Raw genomic sequence first — 462 nt, 5'->3', positions numbered from 1 at the left:
CGACGCGACCTTCGGCCTGCCGGAGCTCGACCGGGGCGCCCTCGGCGCGGCCACCCATCTGGCCCGGCTCGTCCCGCAGCACCTGATGCGGACCCTGTACTACACCTCGCGCACGGTGACGGCGCACGAATTGCACCGGCACGGCTCGGTGTGGAGCGTGGTCCCGCGTGACCGGCTGGCCGGGGCCGCCCTCGCGCTGGCCCGGGAGATCGCCGCCAAGGACGGGTACCTGATCCGGCTGGCCAAGTCCGCCATCAACGGCATCGACCCCGTCGACGTGCGCCGCAGTTACCGCTTCGAGCAGGGCTTCACCTTCGAGGCGAACCTCAGCGGGGTGGCCGACCGGGTACGCGACACCTTCGGCACGGACAAGGAGCGGCAGGCGTGACTCAGGACAAGACGATGACGGCCGAGGACGTCGTCGGCCGCCTGGAGAGCGGCATGACGATCGGCATCGGCGGG

General features: G+C 71.6%; 1 protein-coding gene. It reads left to right on the top strand.

Annotated elements, in window-relative coordinates; all coding sequences use genetic code 11:
* Positions 1 to 388: enoyl-CoA hydratase-related protein (locus IH13_RS0133495; RefSeq protein ID WP_031090468.1), on the top strand; the 388-nt coding region annotated here is incomplete at its 5' end.
* Between the last annotated feature and the right edge of the window lie 74 nt (positions 389 to 462).

This window comes from Streptomyces sp. NRRL WC-3549 (assembly GCF_000721935.1).
Classification (GTDB): domain Bacteria; phylum Actinomycetota; class Actinomycetes; order Streptomycetales; family Streptomycetaceae; genus Streptomyces.
The sequence above is the reverse complement of the archived record's forward strand: the minus strand, read 5'-3'. Positions and strand labels throughout refer to the sequence as shown.